This is a genomic window from Actinoplanes auranticolor, assembly GCF_018332655.1.
Lineage (GTDB): Bacteria > Actinomycetota > Actinomycetes > Mycobacteriales > Micromonosporaceae > Actinoplanes > Actinoplanes auranticolor.
Genome location: NZ_BOQL01000018.1, coordinates 154399 through 169187, shown reverse-complemented (window position 1 = coordinate 169187; position 14789 = coordinate 154399). Strand labels below are relative to the sequence as shown.

The 14789-nt window shown below is 72.8% G+C and carries 15 protein-coding genes; 7 read left to right on the top strand and 8 right to left on the bottom strand.

The window, feature by feature from the left end; genetic code table 11:
• Positions 1 to 12: 12 nt before the first annotated feature.
• Positions 13 to 1257 (bottom strand): PQQ-dependent sugar dehydrogenase, encoded by a 1245-nt coding sequence (locus tag Aau02nite_RS10095; RefSeq protein ID WP_212988075.1) that lies wholly within the window; start codon positions 1255 to 1257, stop codon positions 13 to 15.
• A 205-nt stretch (positions 1258 to 1462) separates the two neighbouring features.
• Positions 1463 to 3118, bottom strand: coding sequence for a hypothetical protein (locus Aau02nite_RS10090; protein ID WP_212988074.1), 1656 nt, complete (start codon positions 3116 to 3118; stop codon positions 1463 to 1465).
• Positions 3119 to 3376: 258 nt separating this feature from the next.
• Between Aau02nite_RS10090 and Aau02nite_RS10085 the strand changes: the two genes are divergently transcribed.
• A complete protein-coding gene (locus tag Aau02nite_RS10085; RefSeq protein WP_212988073.1) occupies positions 3377 to 4744 on the top strand; it encodes a YncE family protein in 1368 nt (455 codons plus the stop codon).
• Here the strand turns inward: Aau02nite_RS10085 and Aau02nite_RS10080 are convergent.
• The 3 genes from Aau02nite_RS10080 to Aau02nite_RS10070 form a co-directional block, all read right to left on the bottom strand.
• On the bottom strand, positions 4722 to 5279 hold the full coding sequence (locus tag Aau02nite_RS10080) for a hypothetical protein (RefSeq protein WP_212988072.1): 558 nt from the start codon (positions 5277 to 5279) through the stop codon (positions 4722 to 4724). The genes Aau02nite_RS10085 and Aau02nite_RS10080 overlap by 23 nt on opposite strands.
• 10 nt (positions 5280 to 5289) lie before the next feature.
• Entirely contained in the window at positions 5290 to 6264 is a 975-nt protein-coding gene (locus Aau02nite_RS10075) for a carboxypeptidase-like regulatory domain-containing protein (protein WP_212988071.1), read from the bottom strand.
• A gap of 101 nt (positions 6265 to 6365) precedes the next feature.
• Positions 6366 to 7982: a hypothetical protein gene (locus Aau02nite_RS10070; RefSeq protein WP_212988070.1), complete on the bottom strand. Its 1617-nt coding sequence runs from the start codon at positions 7980 to 7982 to the stop codon at positions 6366 to 6368.
• A 148-nt stretch (positions 7983 to 8130) separates the two neighbouring features.
• Between Aau02nite_RS10070 and Aau02nite_RS10065 the strand changes: the two genes are divergently transcribed.
• Positions 8131 to 8709 (top strand): dihydrofolate reductase family protein, encoded by a 579-nt coding sequence (locus Aau02nite_RS10065; protein WP_212988069.1) that lies wholly within the window; start codon positions 8131 to 8133, stop codon positions 8707 to 8709.
• A gap of 83 nt (positions 8710 to 8792) precedes the next feature.
• Positions 8793 to 9638 carry a PHP domain-containing protein gene (locus tag Aau02nite_RS10060; RefSeq protein ID WP_212988068.1) on the top strand — a complete coding sequence of 282 codons (846 nt, stop codon included), beginning with the start codon at positions 8793 to 8795 and terminating at the stop codon, positions 9636 to 9638.
• A gap of 35 nt (positions 9639 to 9673) precedes the next feature.
• On the opposite strand, the gene Aau02nite_RS47295 is transcribed toward Aau02nite_RS10060, so the two are convergent.
• Positions 9674 to 9799 carry a hypothetical protein gene (locus Aau02nite_RS47295; RefSeq protein ID WP_281420968.1) on the bottom strand — a complete coding sequence of 42 codons (126 nt, stop codon included), beginning with the start codon at positions 9797 to 9799 and terminating at the stop codon, positions 9674 to 9676.
• Between the two features lie 271 nt (positions 9800 to 10070).
• Here Aau02nite_RS47295 and Aau02nite_RS10055 point away from each other — a divergent pair, with 271 nt between their 5' ends.
• Positions 10071 to 10820 (top strand): SDR family oxidoreductase, encoded by a 750-nt coding sequence (locus tag Aau02nite_RS10055; protein WP_212988067.1) that lies wholly within the window; start codon positions 10071 to 10073, stop codon positions 10818 to 10820.
• A gap of 83 nt (positions 10821 to 10903) precedes the next feature.
• Positions 10904 to 11146: a sigma factor gene (locus Aau02nite_RS48040; RefSeq protein WP_212988066.1), complete on the top strand. Its 243-nt coding sequence runs from the start codon at positions 10904 to 10906 to the stop codon at positions 11144 to 11146.
• Here the strand turns inward: Aau02nite_RS48040 and Aau02nite_RS10045 are convergent.
• On the bottom strand, positions 11098 to 12072 hold the full coding sequence (locus Aau02nite_RS10045; protein WP_212988065.1) for a helix-turn-helix transcriptional regulator: 975 nt from the start codon (positions 12070 to 12072) through the stop codon (positions 11098 to 11100). The two genes, Aau02nite_RS48040 and Aau02nite_RS10045, sit on opposite strands and share 49 nt — an antisense overlap.
• 62 nt (positions 12073 to 12134) lie before the next feature.
• On the opposite strand from Aau02nite_RS10045, the gene Aau02nite_RS10040 reads away from it, so the two are divergent.
• Together Aau02nite_RS10040 and Aau02nite_RS10035 are read left to right on the top strand one after the other, a co-directional pair.
• Positions 12135 to 13238 (top strand): epoxide hydrolase family protein, encoded by a 1104-nt coding sequence (locus Aau02nite_RS10040; protein WP_212988064.1) that lies wholly within the window; start codon positions 12135 to 12137, stop codon positions 13236 to 13238.
• The gene (locus Aau02nite_RS10035; RefSeq protein ID WP_212988063.1) at positions 13235 to 14293 is read left to right on the top strand and encodes a winged helix DNA-binding domain-containing protein; all 1059 of its coding nucleotides are present in this window, start codon (positions 13235 to 13237) and stop codon (positions 14291 to 14293) included. The genes Aau02nite_RS10040 and Aau02nite_RS10035 overlap by 4 nt, the downstream gene beginning before the upstream one ends.
• A 32-nt stretch (positions 14294 to 14325) precedes the next feature.
• Here Aau02nite_RS10035 and Aau02nite_RS10030 read toward each other — a convergent pair whose 3' ends face one another.
• Positions 14326 to 14787 carry a GNAT family N-acetyltransferase gene (locus tag Aau02nite_RS10030; protein ID WP_246595031.1) on the bottom strand — a complete coding sequence of 154 codons (462 nt, stop codon included), beginning with the start codon at positions 14785 to 14787 and terminating at the stop codon, positions 14326 to 14328.
• Between the last annotated feature and the right edge of the window lie 2 nt (positions 14788 to 14789).

Genomic DNA, 14789 nt, shown 5'->3' with positions numbered 1-14789 from the left:
AGATCCTCCAGGTCAGCGGTTGGCCACCGCGCTGGGGGAGGCCGGCGGGACCCGCTCGATCCGCACCTTGTTCAGCCATCCCGGCAGGTCGCTGAGCACGTACAGCTCGCCGTGCACGTCCGTGCCGAACGCGGTCGGCTGGGTGGGGAACTTGCCGATCGTGGCGGACTCGTAGCCGCCCCCGGGCTTGGGCCGCACGGCGAACGCGAGGGTCGAGCAGTAGTCGCTCGCGATGTAGGTGCCGCGTGCCTCCGGGGTCCGGGAGCCTCGGTACACCACGCCACCGGTGACGGAGCAGTTCTCGGTGAGGTAGTGCTCGTACTCGAAGACCGGGTCGGTGTACCGCCCGCCCGGGCGGCACTGCTGCGGGTCGAAGACCGGAGTGCCCTCGCGGCAGGACCAGCCGAGGTTGGCGCCGCGCTGCGACGGGCGGATGTGGTTGACCTCCTCGACCAGGCCCTGGCCGACGTCACCGATCCACAGCGAGTTGTCGGCCGGGTCGATGGAGAACCGCCACGGGTTGCGCAGTCCGTAGACCCAGATCTCCGGCCGCGCGCCCGCCGTGCGGACGAACGGGTTGTCGAAGGGCACGCAGTAGGGCTTGGCCCCGCAGGCGCGGTTGACGTCGATCCGCACGATCTTGCCGAGCAGGGTGCCGAGGTCCTGGCCGGCCTTGAACGGGTCGTTGGCGTGGCCGCCGTCCCCGAGCGACCAGTAGAGGTAGCCGTCGCGGCCGAACGCGACCTGCCCGCCGTTGTGGTTGCCGTACTCGGCGTGCTCCTGGGTGAGCAGCACCTGCAGCCGGTCCGGGGCGTTGAGGGGCACCCGGGCCAGGGTCAGCGCGCCGGCCGGCAGGCTCGTGTAGGCCACGTAGAGGATCCCGGTCCGCGCGAAGTTCGGCGCGGGCGTGATGCCGAGCAGGCCACGCTCGTTGTCCGACGGGTCGATCCGGGCGCTCAGGTCGAGCACCGGGTCGGCGGCCAGGCCGGTGTCGGGGTGGTAGGAACGGACGGTGCCGCCCTTCTCCGCGATCAGCATCCGGCCGTCCGGCAGCCCGGCGATCGCGATCGGGCGGCGCAGGCCGGAAGCCACTTGTTCGGACACCACGGTGAGCTCGGCCAGTGGTGCCGCGCGGGTGTGGGAGGTGCCGGCCGCGGCCGTGCCGGCCAGGGAAACCGAGGTCAGCAGGAGGGCGGACAGGGCCAGAACGAGCAGGCCGGCCAGCATGGTGGCCGGGCGGAAACGCCGTCGTGACATGGGTGGGGCTCCTCGAGCAGAGTGGCGGACGCAACCTGGGAGCGCTCCCACAATACATTGACCCTCAACAATGTCCAACCCGGCAGACTTTTCCGTACGGGTGCCCGGCTCGACAACCGCAAGCCACCCGTACCGTGCTCACCCCGCGAGCCGGTCCCGGCGCCGGGCCGTCACGCGGCCGCCGGGCCGATGAGCGGGGTCGGGCTCACCCCTCGGCGCTGCTGAGCCCGCAGAGCTCCGCGATCTCGACCGCAGCGGCCCGCTCACCCGCGCGGGCTAGGACCATGGCGACGTCCCGCCCGACCTCCTGCACCGCCTCGGGGTCCGGTGCGACCGCCACCGCAAGCGCGAGCAGCTGCCGGTTGCCGGTGTCCGCGGCGAAGCCCGCGACCTGGACGCCCGCCCACCGGGGATAGCCGTGCGGCGCCCCGGGCAGAGCGTCGGAGGCGAGTCGCACCTCGTCCGCGCCGAACCCCCCGAGCGGGAACCGCACCACGTCGCGGAACGCCGCGGTGAGCAGACGGGTGAACAGGTCCGGGTTCCGGCTCGCCAGGCGGGCCTCGGGCGCCAGCGTGAGCAGGATCCTCATCATCATGGTGTGGGTCCCGTGGTCGGCCGCCCACGTGAACAGCGGATCGGCGGCCGCGTGGTCGCCGTCGTCCACCCGTGCCCAGGCGAGGGCGACGTCGGCAAGCTCTCCTCCGATCCGCAGGCGGTCCCGCAGCCGTGGCACGTCGGTCGCGGCGAGCTGCGTGCGCACCGTGGCGTCGCCGAGGCGGTGGACCAGCCGCACCGCGTCGATGATGACCCCGTCCAGCTCCTGGGCGATGACGTGGTCCCCGGCGAGCACGTCGAGCAGGGCTCGCAACCGCGCCGGGGTCGCCTCCGCCGGGCGGTCCGCGAACCGGCGCAGCACCTCCACGGTCAGCGGCGCCGGGCCGTGCCCGGCGTAGCGGCAGTCGGGCAGCTCGGCCAGCTCCGTGAGCGCGTCGTCGACCCGGTCGAGCGCCAGGAGCAGCTGGATCAGGCGAATCCGGAGCAGGACCCGGTCGTCGCGCTTGCGGCTGGTCCCGGGGCACTTGCGGTAGCCGGCGACGAGCGCCTGGGCCTGCGCAGCCGGCAGGCCCGGGGTGGCGAGGCGCAGGAGGGCGTGTTGCCGAGCCTCGGCGCCGAGCGTGCCGGCGAAGGCGAGGGCCTCGTCGAACCGGCCGGCGTCGGCGAACGCGGCGGTCAGGGCCTCGCCGGCTTCGTCGGGGACCGTGCCGCAGAGCCGGCGGGTCGCGCCGCGGCCGAGCGGGCCGAGGAGCGCGGCGGCGAAGGCGAGATACCGCCGGTCGCTGCCGACGAGCAGGCCGGTCAGATGGTCGAGGTACGCCGGTTCGTCGCGGTGCGCCTCGGCGAGAGCCGCGACGACGACGCCGACCCGGTGCGGAGTTTCCCAGGCCGCACCCGGCGCGCGCTCCAGCACCTTCCGCAGCGCGGCGTCCTCCAGCTGCTGATCGCCGTCGGCCAGCCGGACGACCGTGGCCGCGACGCCCCGGTACGGACGCGACCAGGGCGATCCGTACGGCCCGGACACGCACGGACTGTCCAGCATGGCGAGGGCGAGCGTACGACGTCGCTCGCCGGTCCGGATCCGAGCCGCCACCTCGTCGATCCCGGCCGGTGGCTCGTCCCGGCGCAGCAGCCCGCGTAGCTCTGCGACGGCGCTATCCTCGTGCCCGCCGTCGAGCAGCGCGCTGATCCATCGGATCGGTGCCTCGCTGCTCACCCCGATCCCGGGCCCGGGCCCGCCGAACCGGGCGAACGCGTCGTGGACGGCGGCAACGAGATCGACGTCAATCGGGGAATCGGTCTGCACGCGCCGACCCTAGTAAAGGGCACCGACAATTTCTCTCAGGGGGTGATGACGATGGCGATGCCGGGCGGGCGCTTGACGCGGAGCAGGCGGGAGACGGTGGTCAGGCTGTTTCCCCGGGCTACGTCCGTCCGGCGGTCCGGTCGGTGACCTCGAGCAGGTCGCCGGGCTCGGGGTGTCATCGACCATGACCGTGCGTGCGCCGGCCGGCACCACGGTGGCCGCCAGCAGGTAGGCGGCGATGGTGCGGACGATGACCGCATGACCTCGACTTCTGCGTCTCCATCAACCGTCCGGCGACGGCACGCCCTCGCGGCGATCAGCTCGGCGGTGGTCCTCGGCCTGACTTTCGGTTCGAGCGGGCCGGCCGGCGCTACGACCGCGTCCGCTGCGGCGGACCGGAACACGTTCGTGGTGGCTGCCGATGCGGCGGCCGGCGCGGTGCACGTGCTGCGCGCCTCGGACCTGCGCCGCACCGGCTCCCTCGCCGGCCTCGACGTCGACGTGCACGCCGGCACTGTGGTCCTTCCGGATGGGCGGGTGATCCTCGCCGACGAGCACGGCACCGTCCACGCCGTGCGGATCGAGCGGGCCGGCCGGCCGGTCATCGAGCGGTCGGCCGCGATCCCGACCGGTGGGCGGGACTGGGCCGGCGCCGCCTGGGCCGCGATCGACCCGTCGCTGCGCCACTACGGCGTCAGCTCCGCGTACGAGGATTCTCCGGACCAGAGCGTCACGGTCGTCGACCTGCAGACCTTCGCCGTCCGCCAGCTTCCGGTGACCGTCGACAAGGTCGGTGACGGCTACACCGAGCTGCAGGTGACCTTCGGCGGACGGCCGGCGCAGATCGTCACCGCGGCCGGCGGGAAGTTCCGGACCTACCCGCTCGCCGACGTCCTGGCCGGCCGGGTACCCGCGGCGACGAGCAGCGCGCCGCTGGGCGCCGACAACCACGGCCCGGCCGTGTCCCGCCGGGGCGACCGCCACTTCAGCACCACCGCGGACGGGATCGACGGCGTCGCCCTGCCCGGGGCGAAACTGGTCGGCCACGCGAGCGTCGCCTACTCCGCCACCCGCAACGTCGTGCAGGTCTGGCGGCCGCGCTGGAGCAGCGACGACCGCACCGTCTGGGGTTCGATGAACGAGGACACCGGACTTGCTCCCGCGCAGTGGGCCGAGCAGCGCAACCATGTGCACGTGCTCGACACCTCGGCGGCTCGCTCGAGCCTGACGAAGCTGCCGGACGGACTGCCCGGCCGGTTGGCCCTGTCGACCCGGTACGCGGCCGTCACCACGCTGTCGCCCCAGGGCGATGTCACCACGCTGATCGACGCCGACCCGCGTTCGGCCACCTACCGGCGGGTGGTGGGCACCGTCGCCCTCGCCCCGCTGGCCCGGGGCCCCGTCGCGGACCGGGTGCCCGACGACGCCGAAACCCGCTTCACCGCGATCACCCCGGACGGTGCCAGGGCTTTCGTCACCAGCGGCGGCGAGGGGCGCATCACCGCGGTCGACACCCGTACCCGCGCGGTCAGCCGTACCGTCACGGTGCCGACGCCGCTGACCGGCGGTGGTTACCTGACGGTGGTCCGGCTCGGCGCGCCGGTCACCGACCTGGTAGCCCGCTGACCTCAGCCTGCCCGGGCCCGGCGCGGCGACGGCGGCGCGCGACGGTGGTGACCGCGAGCGCCACGGCGGCGAGCACAGCGATACCGCCGGCCACCCCGAACCCGACAGCCGGGCCGACGGCCGGGCGCCGGGTCACGGTGTAGGCCGCGCCGGGCGCCTCCGGGTCCGGGTCGCACCGGATCCCGTAGGTCCCCGGCCGGTCCGCCTCGAAAGTCGCGATCCAGGTGTACGCCGCGCCGTCCTCCTCCGGGACCACCCACTCCACTGGCAGCGGAGCCGCGGTGACCGGTGCAGCCGTACCCGACGGCGCGGTGACCTCACAGCGGCCCGCGTCTCGCGTGGGGCCGCCGCTGGCCCAGATCGCGTGCTCGCCGGTACGCGGGACGACAACAGTGCCCTGCGCCGCGGAGGAGCCGGGGAACCGCAGCTCGAGCGCCTCCCGTGCGGGCCGGGGTGTGATGGGCGAGACGAAGTGCAGACCGTAGAGGCCGGCCACGAACAGCAGCAGGGCTACGACGTACCAGATCCGACGCACCCGCCCGACCCTATTCGACGATGGGTAGCACCGCGGTCGGGGCGTCGGCCACGCCGCGGCTGGTCCGCCGGCGGATCAGCATCAGCGCGAGCGTGCCCAGACCGGCGGCGACCAGGAGCCCGCCCAGGAGGGTGAACAGCAGCGAACCACTGCCCTCGTTCTGCGCGGTCCTGGCGGTGACCGGCGCCGCCTCGACGAGGCTTTCCCGCGTCACGGGCTCCTCGGCCGCCGCGGCAGTGCTCGCGACGGCGGTCGGTGACGGCTTGGTCCGGGACGGGGTGGCCACGGCGGCCAGAGTCAGCCGCACGGTCGTGCCGCCATCGGTGCCCTGCACGGTCGCGCGAGCGGTGCGATAGCCCGCCTTGCGCGCGACGACCGTGATCGGGCCGGCGGCGATCGGCCGGCTGTCACTCGCCTTGACGGAGAACCGGCCCTTGCCGTCGCTGGCCGTCCGGTAGTCGTGTCCCGCGCTGTCCCGCACGGTCAGGGCCGCGCCGGTGACCGCCCTGCCGTCGGCGTCGCGGACCCGGCCGGAGACCCGGCGCACGGTCGGGGCGGGCTGGTTCCCGCCGCGCACGATGATCATCTGGTGGTCGAACGCGGTCTGCGTGCCGACCCGGACGCTGACCGCGAGGTTGAGGCCGGTCTCCTCGCCGGGGCCTACCTTGGGGGCGAGGAGCCTGGCGTCGAAGGTGCGGCTCCGGCCGGGCCCGAGGTCCGGGGCCGCGGAGCACCCGGCGGTGCAGCGCAGGCCGCCGGAGACGGCCACGAAGACCTTCTCCGTCCGCCGGCTGTTGTTGGTGGCCTCGAACAGTACGGTCACCGAGCCGCCGGACTTCACGCTGTCCGACGAGACACTCAGGATGCGGATGGCCGGTGGGGCCGCCGCGGCGGGTGTCGCGGACACCGCGAGCGTCGCCCCGGTCAGCGACAGCGCCAGCGCCGCGGCGACTCCGACCAGCCAGGCCCGTGAGCGCGTCGTCACGTCGATCCACCTTCGTCAGGGCGAGCGGCACCGGTCGATGACGCCGGGCGCCACTATGCCCTGCGGCGGGTGGCTCGCGCGACTCGGCGCCCGTACCGCTGTCAGATGAACGGAATGATCCGGACCGGCGGGCGTACCGGGCGCGGCGGTGCGTAGCGCGGCGGTGGGCGGTACTGGGGTCCCGGACGGTATCCCGGCCCGCCGTAGTCGTAGATCCGCGGCAGCGGCGGAGGCACGATCAGCCTGGGCAGGTTGAGCGGCGGCAACGGCTTCAGCGGCACCTTCGGGCCGCCGGGCTTGCCGGAGCGGGGAGGCGGCGGCGTGCGGCGGGCCAGGGTCTCGGCCACCGTACGGTCGATCGTGGTGCTGCCGGCCGCCAGCGACGTCATCAGCAGGCGGCGGGTCGTGGCGGCCCGTTCGGCGTCCGGTGCGGCCCTCTCGACCGCGCGCGACACGTCGGTCTGCTCGACGATGGCCCGCGCCTCGGCGACCACGTCCGAGCCGCCGGGCCGGCTCTGACCGCGCCCGGAGAGGGCGGACTTGACCAGCCGGTCGTACGCCGTACCCATCCGTTCCTGCAGGGTGGTGTCGGCGACCTCGGCGAACGCCTGGACCAGCGGTTCGATCATCGGCACCGATGCGATGAACGGCTTGAGGAGCGCGACGATCCGTTCGCTGACCACCTTCTCGAGCTGCAGGGTGACGGTCCGGCGGCCGTCGGCGACGAGGTCGATGCCGGGCTGCGGGGATTCGCCGACGGCTGCGCGCGCCGCTGCGACCCGTTCCGGGGTGACGCCGGGCGGCAGCTCCGTGCGACCCTGCGCCGGCACTCGCAACTCGGCCGGGAGAACGGCCATCCGGTTACGCCGGGCGGTCTCGTCGGCGATCATCTTGTCGATGGCGGCGACGCTGACGCCGTGGGTGCTGCGGGCCCGCTCGGCGGCTACCCGGACCTCATCGAGCAGGTCGCTGATCGTGGACTCCCGGCGCAGTGCGGCGCGGTAGGACGGGGGGAGCGACTCGTGCACCTTGTCCCAGAGCTGGTCGGCGACCCGCCGGTTGAGGTCGGCCTCGATCTGTCGCGTCACCTCCGCGTAGCCGCGCTGGGCGACCTTGAGCCGCAGGCGCAGATCGTCGGAGGGGACCCCGAGCTGCATGCCGAACAGCGTGAACGCGGCCAGGGTGGCGAGTCCGGCCGCCGCCGGCCCGCTGAACCGGGTGTAGAACGCGGTGCTCCGCTGCGCCGTGGCGGCGACCCGCCGGCGCCATCCGCGGCCCGGGCCCGGATCGTCGGGCTCCCGGTCGAGCAGCGCGCAGGTGAGCAGGTACACGCCGGTCAGGACGGCCAGCTCGCTGAGCTTGAGCCGGTCGGTGAAGAAAGTGGACGTCGCCTCGAACGTGCGCTGCAGTGCGCCCAGCCGGCCCGCGCCGATGGTGTCACCGAACAGCCGCAGGTACGTGGCGAGCAGGCAGTAGAACGTCGCGGCGATGCCGATCGGCACCAGGTAGAGGATCCCGACGGCGTGCAGGTGGTACTCGAGGCCGGTGCGGACACCGCCGGGTTCGGCGGAGCGGCGTACGTGCCGGCGGCACCGCCACACCAGCGCCCAGATCCCCGCGACCACCAACACGAACGGCGTGACCGTCATGGACAGCAGGAGCACCGTCAGCAGGAGCAGCCCCACGACGACCGGTGTCCCGCGTTCCCGTACCGGCATGGGCCGCCTCCTCCCGTGACGACGTTCCGTGTCCAGAGAACCACGGTCCGGCAACCACCGTCGAGTGCGATATCGCCGCGTGTCCTGTCGGATCCGGAGCGGCCCGTTCGTGGAGAGGGTGAGACTGCACATCGAGGAAGGAACTGACATGACTGCGCTCTACACCTGGGACGTGTTCTCCACGCTCGACGGTTACGGCTCCTACGCGGAGGGGGCCGACTGGGGCGGCTACTGGAGCAAGCAGGGCCCGGAGCTGCTCGAACACCGGGCGGCCTTGTTCGCCACCGGGCAGCGGATGGTCTTCGGGGCCACCACCTTCCGGGAGACCGCCGCGATCATGTCCGCGGGCATCGATCCCCACACCCTCGACGAGTGGAACGTCCGGACGATGCGCATGCCGGCCACGGTGATCTCCTCCACGTTGCGCGACACCCTGGGCTGGCCGGAAGCGGCCATCGTCAGCGGCGACGCCGTGGACATCGTCACCCGGCTCAAGCAGGAGTCGGACGTGCCGCTGCGCTCGCCGGCCAGCCTGTCGCTGAACCGGGCGCTGATGGCCGCCGGTCTGGTCGACCGCCTCCAGGTGACGATCTTCCCGGTGATCTCCGGACGGACCGGGATCAGCCCGATCCTCGCCGGCGCGGGCGACTTCGACCTGGAGCTGCTCGAGAGCCGGACCCTCGACGGCCACATCCTCGAGCTCGTCTACCGGCCCACCGCTCACTGACGCCTCCCCCCACGCGAGGGACGCGGGGACCGGCGACTGAGCGCACGTCGTACGATGCAGATTCTCACAGCGGGGGTCATCCGGTGCCTTTACCTCCTGACAATCACGTGCACAGTGAGTGGTCGTGGGACACGTCGGCGGGCGACATGGAGCAGTCGTGCGTGCGGGCCGTCGAGCTCGGTCTGCCGGCGATCTCCTTCACCGAACACCTGGACCACACCGTGTGGCGGATCGCGCTGGAAGGCCCGTACGTCATGGACAACCTCAGTGCGCTCGCCGACGCTGACGGGCTGTTGACGCCGCCCGCCTTCGACGCCGCCGGATACCTGGCCGCGATCGAGCGTTGCCGGGAGAGGTTCCCTCAGCTGCGCATCCTCAGTGGACTGGAGCTGGGCGAGCCGCATCGTCACGCCGATCAGATCGCGCGGGTACTGGCTGTGGGGCGGTTCGACCGGTTGCTCGGCTCGCTGCACACGCTGCCCGATCGGGAGACCTTCGCCGAGCCCTGGCTCATCTACCCGGACCGGGACCCCCACGAGGTGGTGCGTGACTATCTCGCCGAGGTCGCCGCGATGGTGTCCACCAGCGACACGTTCTCCGTGCTGGCCCACATCGACTATCCGGTCCGCTTCTGGCCGGCCGGGAACGCCGGCCCCTTCGACCCCGCCGTCTTCGAGGACGAGTTCCGTCATGCGCTGCGGCTGACCGCGCAGTCCGGCCGGGCGCTGGAGGTCAATACCCGGCTGCCGTTGCACGCGGCGGTGCTCACCTGGTGGCATGAGGAGGGTGGCGACGCCATCACGTTCGGCAGTGACGCTCATTTGCCGGCCCTGGTCGGGCACGGCTTCGCCGAGGCGGTGCAGATGGCCGAGGCGCACGGCTTCCGACCCGGTGAGAGCCCGTACGGCTTGTGGGCACGGACCGGTTGAGCTTGGCGTTCCTTTCCCGTACGGCGGATGGCAGCTCACCGGGCGACGGGGCCGAGGCGGTCGATGAAGATCCCGCTCGGCCCTTCGGCGCCGGCCATCGCGAGCCGGAGGATCGAGCCGGTGCCCTCGGTGACGGTGAGCCGGCCGGTGTGCCGGTTCATGTCGGTGGCCGCGACCTTGTGGAACCGCCGCCGCTGCCCACCATCACCACGCGCGGACGCTGAGCGGCCAGGCGCCCGAGACCCTCGAGCTGCGACCGGCCGCGGGCCGATCGCGTGACGCCGGTGGCTCCGGTGACCACGATGTTCGCCATGACCCGTTGACGCGGCGCCCGGAAGGATCGTCACCGGACGGCCAGGGTGTGTCGCCGGTCACCAGCTGTCACGTTTCGTCGACCGGAATCGACCTCTGGTTACGACACGAGGAGGAACGATGCGCGTAGCAGTGGTCGGAGCAAACGGCCGGATCGGTTCGCTGACGGTGGCCGCCCTCGAACGCGAGGGGCACGAAGTGCGGCGGATCAGCCGCGGCGAGGGGGTGGACGTCAGGACCGGAAGCGGACTGGACCCGGCCCTGACCGGCGTGGACGCGGTGATCGACACCCTGAGCAGTACCTCCCCGGACCGGGCCGAGACCGTCGATTTCTTCACGACGACCACCGGGAACCTGCTGGCGGCCGAGGAGCGGGCCGGCGTACGGCACCACGTGACGCTCAGCATCGTGGGCGTCCACAAGATCGAGGGGAACGCGCACTACGCGGGCAAGCGGGCGCAGGAAGCCGCCGTGGAGGCGGGGCCGGTCCCGTACACGATCGTGCCCGCGACCCAGTTCCACGACTTCGCCGCCATGGTCGCGTCCTGGTTGGAGCAGGACGGTGCCGCCCCGATCCCGCCGCTGCTGATCCAGCCGATCGCACCGGCGGACGTGGCCGACGTGCTGGCCCGGATCGCCGTCGGGGAGCCGCAGGGCCGGTACCGCGACGTCGCCGGCCCGGACACCCAGGACCTGGTCGACATGGCCCGGCGTACGCACGCGGCGCAGGGCCGGGCCGTCCGGCTCGTGCCGACCTGGCACAACGGTGTGTTCGACCAGTCGATGGCGGGCGACGTCATGCTGCCCGGACCCGACGCTGAGATCACTCCCACCACCTTCGAGGACTGGCTCGCAGCGCTGCAGGCGTGACCCGGCGCTCCGCGGGCCGGTTACTTCTCGCTCCCGGTTCGCGTCATGGACATGACGCGAACCGAGAGAGGAAGGCGACGACCATGACCGGTACGGGTCCCGGCGAGCCCCTGGCCCGCGCGTTCGAGGAGCAGCGCCCGCGGTCGGTGGCCGTGGCGCACCGGATGCTCGGCTCGCGAGCGGACGCCGAGGACGCGGTGCAGGAGACCAAGGTCCGGACCCGTCGATCTGCCCCAGCCCCGGGACTGAAGCTGGCGGAGGACTGGAGTAACGAGGTCTACGGGGTCGCGGGGGGAACGCGGCTGGACACCGAGGCGCGCTGGTAGCGCTCGGCCAGTTTGCCCAGGACGGCCACCAGCTCGGGTGCGTCGGCCACGGTGAAGTCGGCGTCCAGCATGCCGAGATACAGCGCGAGCATCTCGGGGTGGTCCGAGCCCGGCGAGAAGGCGCACCGCTGCTCGCCGAGCTCCGCCACGTCGACCGGGATCGGAAGGCGGCTCCGGACGTGATCCGCCGAGGCCTCCACGACCACGCGCGCCCGGTACCGCCACGTCGCCTCGCTCACGCCGCGGGTGATCTGCGCCGTGAGCTCCTCGTCCGGCGGCAGCGACCGCGGTGTGAAACGTGGCCCGGTGGGCGTACGCGGGTCCATCCGGTCCACCCGGAACGTCCGCCAGTCGTCGCGGTCCGGGTCCCAGGCGACCAGGTACCACCGTCCCCGGTGGTGGACCAGCCGATAGGGCTCCACCGAGCGCCGGGCCGCGGACCCCGCATGCGTCCGGTAGTCGAACGCGAGCCGATGATGGTCCCGGCACGCACCGGCGATGGTGGTCAGCACATCCGGGTCCACCACGGGACCCGATGACGGCATCGCGACCGTCGCTGCCTGGAAAGCGCTGATCCGGTGCCGGAGCCGTGACGGCAGGATCTGCTGCAGCTTGGCGAGCGCGCGCACCGACGTCTCGCCGATCCCGGTGACGCTCGCGGCCGTACGCAGTCCCACCGCGACCGCGACCACCTCGTCGTCGTCCAGCAGCAGCGGGGGCAGCGCACCGCCCGAACCCAGCCGGTAACCGCCGGCCACGCCGGGCCGGGCGTTCACCGGATACCCCAGGGCCCGCAGCCGCTCCACGTCGTTGCGCACCGTGCGGGTGGTCACGCCGAGCCGGTCGGCCAGCTCGGTGCTGGTCCAGTCGGGACGGGTCTGGAGCAACGACAGCAGGCGCAGCAGCCGCGCCGAGGTTTCCAGCATTCTTCGATCCTGACGGCAATCTAGGAACGGACCTTTCCGCGTTTGATCCTAACGTGGCCGGCATGGACATCGAGCCCTTCCGCATCGCGATCCCCGACGCCGACCTCGCCGACCTGCACCGCCGGCTGACCGACGCGCGCTGGCCCACCGAACTCCCGGGCACCGGGTGGACCCGCGGCATCCCTCTCGACCACCTCCGCGAACTGGCCGACCACTGGCGCACCGGGTTCGACTGGCGGGCCCAGGAGACCCGGCTCAACGCGTTCCCGCAGTTCACGACGGACATCGACGGGCAGCGCATCCACTTCCTGCACGTCCGGTCGGAGCGGGCGGACGCCACCCCGCTGCTGATCACGCACGGCTACCCGAGCAGCGTCGCCGAGTTCCTCGAGCTGATCGGGCCGCTCGCCGGGGACTTCCACCTGGTGATCCCGTCGCTGCCGGGCTACGCGTTCTCCACCCCGCTGGCCGGCCCCGGCTGGACCATGGCCCGTACCGCCCGGACCTGGGCCGAGCTGATGCGCCGGCTCGGGTACGCGCGGTACGGCGTGCACGGAGGTGACGTGGGAGCCGGCATCTCGGGCCTGCTGGCCGGCCTCGACGGCGAGCACGTGATCGGCCTGCACGTCGTGACCGACCCGTGGACGGCGGCGGCGACCGCGACGTTCATCCCGGGTTCGGCCGACCGGCTCGACGCAGACGACCCGGTCGACAAGCTCATCAAGGACCGGATGGACGCGTTCCGGACGGACGGGTCCGGCTACCTTTCGCTCATGAACAGCCGCCCGCAGACCATCGGGTACGGCCTGACCGACTCGCCGTTGCTGCAGCTGGCCTGGATCGCCGAGAAGTTCGGGGAGTGGACGGACCTGCCGGTCGACCGGGACCAGATGCTCACCACGGTCAGCCTGTACTGGTTCACCGGCTCCGGGATCAGCGCCGCGCACACCCTCTACGACCAGGCGCACTCGTCGGAGTGGGGCACGCCGCCCGGCGTACCTCAGGGATTTGCGGTCTTCGGCTCGGACGAGACGGTGCGCAAGCTGATCCCGGCGCCGGCCACGGCGCACTGGGTCGAGCACGAGCGCGGCCGGCACTTCCCGGCCATGGAGGCCCCGGCCGAGCTGGCCGCGGATCTGCGGGCGTTCTTCGGTCCCCTCACGTGAGGGAGGTCCTGAGCCGGCGCGAGCTCAACCGGGCCACCCTGGCCCGCCAGCACCTGCTGGAACGCTCGCCGGCCGGGGCGCTCGCCCTGATCGAGCACCTGGCCGGCCTGCAGGCCCAGGCTCCGCTCGCCCCGTACGTCGGCCTCTGGACCCGGCTGCGCGACTTCGCTCCGGACTCGCTGTCCACCCTGACCGAGCAGCGGAAAGTGGTGCGGATCCACCTGATGCGCACCACCGTGCACCTGGTCAGCGCGCGCGACGCGCTGGACTGGCGGCTGCTGTTCGATCCGCCGCTGGACAAGGTGTTCCGCGGCGACTTCGACCGGGCGGCCCTGGCCCGCCGGGCGGCGACCCTGATGGAGGAACGACCGCGTACCCGCGCCGAGCTCGGCCGCCTCCTCGCCCCGGACTGGCCGGACGCCGACCCGGCCTCCCTGGCCTATGCGGCCACGAACTCCCTCGCCCTGTGCCAAGTGCCGCCACGCGGCGTGTGGGGCCGCACCGGTCCGGCCGCGTGGGCGCAGGTGGAGACGTGGCTGGGCGCGCCGCTGCGCTCCGTACCGGTGGACGGCCTGGTGGTGCGGTACCTGGGCGCGTTCGGCCCGGCGAGTGTCCTCGACCTCCAGACCTGGTCCGGCCTGACCCGCCTGCGCGAGGTCGTCGAACGCCTTCCGCTCCGGACCTTCCGCGCCGAGTCCGGCACGACGCTCTACGACCTGCCGGACGCACCGCGCCCCGGCGGGGACGTGCCGGCCCCCGTGCGCTTCCTGCCCGAGTACGACAATCTGCTGCTCTCGCACCGGGACCGCACCCGGGTCATCCCGCACACCCGCCCGGTGCCGCTGCCGCCCGGCAACGGCGCCACCACCGGCACGATCCTCATCGACGGCCGGTGGCAGGGAATCTGGCGGTTCGACCGCCGGGTCCTCCGGATCAAACCCTTCACCCCCGTCCCGTACGCCGAGCGCGAGTCCCTCCGGACCGAGGCCGAGCGGCTCAGCACGTTCCTGTCAGCCGGCACGCCCTGCGACATCGTGGTCGAAGAGCCCGGCTGAGGATCGTCTCCTGGCATTCAGCACCTGACGCCCTACCGGACGTAGTGCCGCAGCCGCACCACTTCTCCGCGCGGACCGCTCCAGTCAGCGGTCGTCGTATGCGTGTACCGCCACCCCGTGGCCTCGTAGAAGGCGACCGCCGCGGAATTCGGCTTGTCGACGACGTTGAGGATCAGCCGGCCGCCGGCCCACACGCTCACGTGGTCCAGCAGCGCAGTGCCGACCCTCAGGCGCCGGGCCGCGGGCGCCACGAACAGGCGGGTGATCTCCCGGCCGTTCTGCACGGCGACGTGCCCGTCGATGACGCCGGGTGAACTCTGGGCGACCCAGGCCCGGTCGAGCTGCGGGTGGTCCAGCCAGGCCCGGGGATCCGACGGCCACTTCATCGGATAGCCGTTGGCCAGGCGTACCTCACGCAGCACGTCCACGCACTGGTCGAGATCCTCGGACCGCCGGGCTCGGATGGTCAGGGGCTGGATGGTCAGATTGCTCACCG

Coding starts and splice junctions, on each gene's coding strand:
- Aau02nite_RS10095 (WP_212988075.1), bottom strand. CDS start 1,257: ATGTCACGACGGCGTTTCCGCCCGGCCACCATGCTGGCCGGCCTGCTC.
- Aau02nite_RS10085 (WP_212988073.1), top strand. CDS start 3,377: ATGACCTCGACTTCTGCGTCTCCATCAACCGTCCGGCGACGGCACGCC.
- Aau02nite_RS10070 (WP_212988070.1), bottom strand. CDS start 7,982: ATGCCGGTACGGGAACGCGGGACACCGGTCGTCGTGGGGCTGCTCCTG.
- Aau02nite_RS10065 (WP_212988069.1), top strand. CDS start 8,131: ATGACTGCGCTCTACACCTGGGACGTGTTCTCCACGCTCGACGGTTAC.
- Aau02nite_RS47295 (WP_281420968.1), bottom strand. CDS start 9,799: ATGAACCGGCACACCGGCCGGCTCACCGTCACCGAGGGCACCGGCTCG.
- Aau02nite_RS10055 (WP_212988067.1), top strand. CDS start 10,071: ATGCGCGTAGCAGTGGTCGGAGCAAACGGCCGGATCGGTTCGCTGACG.
- Aau02nite_RS48040 (WP_212988066.1), top strand. CDS start 10,904: ATGACCGGTACGGGTCCCGGCGAGCCCCTGGCCCGCGCGTTCGAGGAG.
- Aau02nite_RS10045 (WP_212988065.1), bottom strand. CDS start 12,072: ATGCTGGAAACCTCGGCGCGGCTGCTGCGCCTGCTGTCGTTGCTCCAG.
- Aau02nite_RS10040 (WP_212988064.1), top strand. CDS start 12,135: ATGGACATCGAGCCCTTCCGCATCGCGATCCCCGACGCCGACCTCGCC.